General features: G+C 42.4%; 3 protein-coding genes and 2 pseudogenes. 1 reads left to right on the top strand and 4 read right to left on the bottom strand.

The features are described from left to right. Window positions 1-166 precede the first annotated feature (166 nt). The 4 genes and pseudogenes from degS to kefG form a co-directional block, all read right to left on the bottom strand. A complete protein-coding gene (degS, locus tag REG_RS08965; protein WP_039908456.1) occupies window positions 167-1201 on the bottom strand; it encodes an outer membrane-stress sensor serine endopeptidase DegS in 1035 nt (344 codons plus the stop codon). A 14-nt stretch (window positions 1202-1215) separates the two neighbouring features. Beyond that, complete coding sequence (locus REG_RS08960) at window positions 1216-1422, bottom strand: YheV family putative zinc ribbon protein (RefSeq protein ID WP_006705347.1); 207 nt, start codon at window positions 1420-1422, stop codon at window positions 1216-1218. An 87-nt stretch (window positions 1423-1509) separates the two neighbouring features. Next, window positions 1510-3325 (bottom strand): annotated as a pseudogene (gene kefB / locus REG_RS08955) (glutathione-regulated potassium-efflux system protein KefB). Next, the gene (kefG, locus tag REG_RS08950; protein WP_039908455.1) at window positions 3325-3888 is read right to left on the bottom strand and encodes a glutathione-regulated potassium-efflux system ancillary protein KefG; all 564 of its coding nucleotides are present in this window, start codon (window positions 3886-3888) and stop codon (window positions 3325-3327) included. The pseudogene kefB and the gene kefG overlap by 1 nt, the downstream one beginning before the upstream one ends. 247 nt (window positions 3889-4135) lie before the next feature. Here kefG and REG_RS08945 point away from each other — a divergent pair. Then, window positions 4136-6045: pseudogene (locus REG_RS08945) on the top strand (ABC transporter ATP-binding protein). The last annotated feature ends 48 nt before the right edge of the window (window positions 6046-6093 follow it).

Raw genomic sequence — 6093 nt, 5'->3', positions numbered from 1 at the left:
CCCAAACTGAATAAATAGGCAATCAAAGCCAAAATCGAAAACATTGGCATAATCGTTTATGGAAATAAAATGAATGATGCAGGCAGTATAACTGACCGAAAAATAAATAACACGCTTCTGGTTTCTGTGTTAAGCGCCCGTCGAAATCTCTAAAAGTAATAACCATTCAACTATCAGGGTACTCACTAATGATTATTTTCAACATAATTTGTTGTTCATCACGTAATATCAGCACCGGTATAACAGTACCAGGTTGTATTTCTGCTACCTGATCCATCGTTTCTATTGTAGAAATAACGCGGACATCATTTACGCTAAGAATAATATCTCCAATCTGGATCCCCGCCGTAGCAGCAGGACCCTCAGGCAAAATTTTGTTCACTTTAATGCCTTGTATCGGTTTTTTATTAGCATTAGTTAAATTAAACTGCGGATAATCGTCACCGGTAATACCAATAAAACCACGTATCACCCGTCCATCACGAATCAATTTTTGCATCACCTTAGTTGCCAAAGCCGTAGGGATAGCAAAACCGATGCCTTCCGGGATCTCACCATTACTGCTTTTGTCAAATGATAATGTGTTGATACCGACTAATTGACCTAAGCTATTGACTAAAGCTCCGCCAGAATTGCCGCGATTAATTGAAGCATCCGTTTGTAAAAAATTTTGTCGGCCAGAATCACTCAAACCAACCCGACCTGTGGCACTAATAATACCTTGAGTGATAGTCTGTCCTAGATTATAAGGATTACCTATTGCCAAAACGACATCACCAACATGGGTTACTTGATTCAGGTTAATTGAAATCATCGGCAAATTATCTGCCTCAATTTTCAATACCGCTAAATCTGTCAAAGCGTCTGAACCAACCAATGATGCTTCATATATACGACCATCTTGTAACGCAACAATAATTTTTTCAGCGTAATTGATAACATGTTTATTGGTCAGTATATAGCCTTTGTCACTCATGATGACGCCAGACCCCAGCATCCGTATCGTTAAAGGAACTTGAGCTACATTTCCTACACTATGATTATAAACATTTACCACCGCGGGCGCCGCAAGGCTTACCGCTCTGCTATAACTAACCGGAATGGTTTCATGAATATTATTTTTTATACTACGGTATAAAAGTAATAGAATGGCGGCAGCAATGAGCCCTAAAATAATCGAGCGTAATAATTTAAATAACATCATTTTTAAAGACATCAAAAGACATGAAACATCCCTATTATTTTTTCATCAACATGAATGGTTTTACTCGCTTTTTTATCCGGCTGACGCTGATAATAATCACATTTCACACACTCTACCATTGCGACACCAGCGTGCTCTTCTCGCCACAACGCTAATGTGTCTAACGCATGACAATGTGGGCAAATTGCACCAGCGATAAACCTTTTACGTGTTGTCATTGTTATCTCCGCGTGAAATTTCTTGTGCTCATTTTTTCCTCAACTGAACATCGCTCAAGAAGATTTCGAAATTATCAATACGACTTATCATTTATCCCAATCAGCAAATTGCCGTTGTTCATCTTGCATGTCTCGCTGAAAAATATCTTCTAATTCACGCCGCGCTTCTTTTACTCTAGAAATCTGAGCGACATCCCCATGATGCTGTGGCATCAATTCGCATATCCAAACGACGAATTCGCATATCCAAACGACGAAAATGTTGCTGTACTCTATAGGCCTGATGAGGATGCATTCCTAACGCTAATAACGTTTTACGACCCAATTCCAAAGCGCTAGAGAAAGTTTCACGGGCGAAATTATCTACGCCAGATTGCAACAGCTCATGTGCCTCCACCCGGCCACGGGCGCGAGCAAAAATACATAAATTCGGAAAATATTGCTGACAGAGGCGAACCAATTCCATCGTATCTTCCGGTTCATCACAGGTGATAACGATGGCTTTTGCTTTTTCAGCGCCAGCGGCACGTAATAAATCTAGTTGCGTGGCATCGCCATAATAAACCTTATAACCATATTTACGCATCATACTAACGGCACTAACATCACGCTCTAATACAGTAATGCGCATTTTATTTGCCATTAATAAACGCCCTATCACCTGCCCAAAACGACCGAAACCGACAATAATCACCTGTGGATCATTATCTTCTACGAAGGGCTTTTCATCATTTTCTTCCTGCTCGTTATAGCGACGCACCAACATCCAGTCAATTCCCTTCATCAACAGCCGCGTCGTCATCATCGACAGCGTCACCACCACCAATAACAGCGCCAATTGATCTGCCGTTAGCACTTTTTGGCTAAATGCCGCAGAAAATAGAACAAATGCAAATTCTCCCCCCTGACTCAGTACTGTGGAAAACTGCAATCGTACCGAACGATTTAACGTTAAAATACTCGATAAAGCCCAGAGCACCGCAATTTTAATAGAAACCAGTGCAATCACACCCATCAATATGGTAAAAAAATGAACAAAAAGCACGCCTACATCTAGCGCCATCCCAACAGAAATAAAAAACAGCCCGAGTAACAACCCTTTAAAAGGCTCAATAGCAATTTCTAATTCATGTTGGAATTCACTTTCTGCTAATAAAACACCGGCAATAAAAGTCCCTAATGCCATCGATAAACCCAACATATCCATAAATAATGCCGAGCCTAAGACCACCAAGAGGGCAGCAGCGGTAAACACTTCACGTGCACCGGACGCCACGATATAACGAAATAAAGGGCGTAACAGATAACGACAACCGATCAGCATCCCAGCAAAAGCGGCCATTTTCAGGCTAATTTTACCCCAATCGTTCTCGACGGCTCCATGACATCCCGCCAAAAGAGGAATCAATGCCAATGCAGGAATTATCGCTATATCTTGAAATAATAAGACTGAAAATCCAAGCTGCCCCCCTTCGTTGCGATTCATTCCTTTTTCACGCATCAACTGTAGCGCCATTGCGGTAGAAGAAGTCGCTAGACCGATGCCGCCAATGATCGCTGCCTGCCAAGCAAAATCGCTATAATAAAGCAATGCACCCAGGATTAAAGCAGTGATCACCACCTGGCCAGCACCTACACCAAATATCGAGCGTCTAAGCTGCCAGAGCTTCGCCGGTTTTAGTTCTAGTCCAATGATAAACATCAAAAAAACCACACCAAGCTCAGCAAAATGCAAAATTTCATCGACATCATGGATAAAACCTAACCCCCAAGGCCCGATCGCTATCCCCGCGATCAAATAACCTAATACCCCTCCAATCCCCAAACGTTGGGCGATAGGAACGGCCACCACCGCCGAAAATAAAAAGAGCAGGATAGCCGTTAATAAACCCGAATCTTCCATTATTTTTTCCCCGAAGATACAGAGATGGATAACGGGGACTGTAACCATTGAACGTACTCCTTAGCATGTCGATGCAACGCCGTTGGCGCTAACCGACGTGCACAATAAACAATCATCGGCATGATCCAATGCATATGACACATCGATGCAATAAATTTAAAAGGCTGCAAAATATCTTCCATCAGATACCGGTTATCAGCGTCGCGGTAAAAGCTGCTCTCAGGCTCACCAGTAGTAGTCACCGACCGCCAATATTTTCCTCGCAGAGCATTGCCACCTACGCCACTGGCAAAACCCCGAGATAATACGCGGTCAAACCATTCTTTTAATAAAGTTGGACAGCTATAAGTATACAAAGGATGTTGAAATACAATGAATTGATGGTCACGCAATAGTTGTTGTTCGTGACAAACATCAATAAAAAATTCGGGATAACAAGCGTAGAGATCATGCACAGTAACATGCGCTAACTTCGCCGCAGATTGTAATAAAATTTTATTAGCCACCGAATTTTGTGATTCTGGGTGAGCATATAACAATAAAATTTTAGGCATTGGTAACATCATTTTCCTCCAAAAGTCGTCAAAATGCTGGTTTTCCGTTACCATGCGAGTAAAGATAAAAAATGTCCGGTATACCCTTTGCCTTTGAAGCCGCCGCGCTGTTGGCTGCTGGTGTTCTCCCTCCTGGTATGTCCACGCTCATCGGTCGGTCGCCCTGGCAGCCGAAGGCAACTTCAAAGGCGAAGGGGTATACTCTGAATCAGTCATCAAACAATACAATTTAACATATTTTAAACATACGGTGCCTATGATTGTTTTTTCTTCTCTTCAAATTCGACGTGGTACTCGTGTGTTACTTGACAACGCAACCGCAACGATCAATCCAGGTAAAAAGGTCGGGCTCATTGGCAAGAACGGTTGTGGAAAGTCCACGCTGCTGGCACTACTGAAAAAAGAAATCAGCGCCGAAAGCGGTGATGCCATTTTCCCCGCTAATTGGACAGTATCCTGGGTTGATCAAGAAACACCCGGATTAGAGGTTCCCGCCATAGAATACGTTATCGACGGTGATCGCCAATTTCGTCATTTAGAAAACCAGTTACAAATCGTCAACGAAAAAAATGATGGTCACGCTATCGCTAATTTACACGGAGAACTAGAAGCCATTGGAGCCTGGACCATTCAATCGCGTGCCGCCAATCTGCTCAATGGCCTAGGATTTTTCACAACATCAACTACAACAACCTGTCTGCTCCTTTTCAGGAGGCTGGCGAATGCGTCTTAATTTAGCGCAGGCACTGATTTGTCGCTCAGATTTACTGCTCTTGGATGAACCCACTAACCATCTCGATTTAGATGCGGTGATTTGGCTAGAAAAATGGTTGAAAAATTATCCCGGCACTTTGATGCTTATCTCTCATGATCGCGATTTTTTGGATCCAATTATCGACAAAGTTTTACATATTGAACAGCAAAAGCTAAATGAATACACGGGAAATTATTCATCATTTGAACGTCAGCGGACAGCTAAACTTTTACAACAAAAATCCATATATCAGCATCAACAAGAAAAAGTAGCGCATTTACAACACTATATTAATCGTTTCCGCGCTAAAGCCAGTAAGGCTAAACAAGCCCAAAGCCGCATAAAAATGCTTGAACGTATGGAGTTAATCGCTCCCACCGTTATCGATAATCCGTTGCATTTTCGTTTTTTTCCACCCGAAAATTTGCCCAATCCATTATTACGGATGGAAAAAGTCTGTGCCGGTTATGATAAAAAAGTGATTTTACAATCGATTAAACTCAATTTAGTTCCTGGCTCGCGTATCGGATTATTAGGCTGTAACGGCGCAGGAAAATCGACATTAATTAAGTTATTAGCCGGCACACTTAAGCCACAAAGTGGCGAAATAAGTTTAGCTAAGGGCATCAAGCTAGGCTATTTTGCACAACATCAACTTGAATATTTACACGCCGATGAATCACCGCTGCAACATATGGCTCGCCTAGCACCACTTGAGCCTGAGCAGCAGTTACGTAACTATCTTGGTGGTTTTGGTTTTCAAGGGGATCAAGTAACCAGCCTAACGGAACGTTTTTCCGGAGGCGAAAAAGCGCGATTGGTACTGGCGCTGATTGTCTGGCAGCGCCCTAATTTATTATTGCTTGATGAACCTACTAACCATTTAGATTTTAGATATGCGCCAAACCTTAACAGAAGCACTCATTGAATTTGAAGGGGCGCTGGTGGTGGTTTCACATGACCGACACTTATTGCGATCAACCACCGACGATCTTTATCTGGTTCACAATGGCAATGTTGCGCCCTTCTACGGGGATTTAACTGATTATCAACAATGGCTAATGGGTTCACAGGATCAACAAAATGAACAGCAACCCCCTGAACCGGCAGTTAAATTTGTTGCAGGACGGGTTGATAAAAAACGCCACAGGGCAGAGTTACGCAAACAGAGCCAACCCTTGCGTAATAAAATTACGCTACTGGAACAACAAATGGAGCAATTAAGTATTGAACAGCAAACCATTGAACAAAAATTGCTTGATCAAACACTCTACGATATAGCGCGTAAAAACGAGCTTATCTCATGTCTGCAACAACAAGCTCAGCTTAAAATGAAATTGGAAAAAGTTGAAATAGCGTGGTTAGCGATGCAAGAACAGCTCGAAATACTGACTAAGGTGTATACCCAATGAATTTCGAGTTACGGCCAGGGGGGGGGGAGACCGGATGAGCGTAGATAG

Source organism: Candidatus Regiella insecticola LSR1 (genome assembly GCF_000143625.1).
Lineage (GTDB): Bacteria > Pseudomonadota > Gammaproteobacteria > Enterobacterales > Enterobacteriaceae > Regiella > Regiella insecticola.
This window is presented reverse-complemented; position numbering and strand designations above follow the sequence as displayed.

What these genes read in the sequence shown, in the direction of transcription:
- degS (WP_039908456.1), bottom strand. Translation starts at nt 1,201, where the DNA reads ATGTTATTTAAATTATTACGCTCGATTATTTTAGGGCTCATTGCTGCC.
- REG_RS08960 (WP_006705347.1), bottom strand. Translation starts at nt 1,422, where the DNA reads ATGACAACACGTAAAAGGTTTATCGCTGGTGCAATTTGCCCACATTGT.
- kefG (WP_039908455.1), bottom strand. Translation starts at nt 3,888, where the DNA reads ATGTTACCAATGCCTAAAATTTTATTGTTATATGCTCACCCAGAATCA.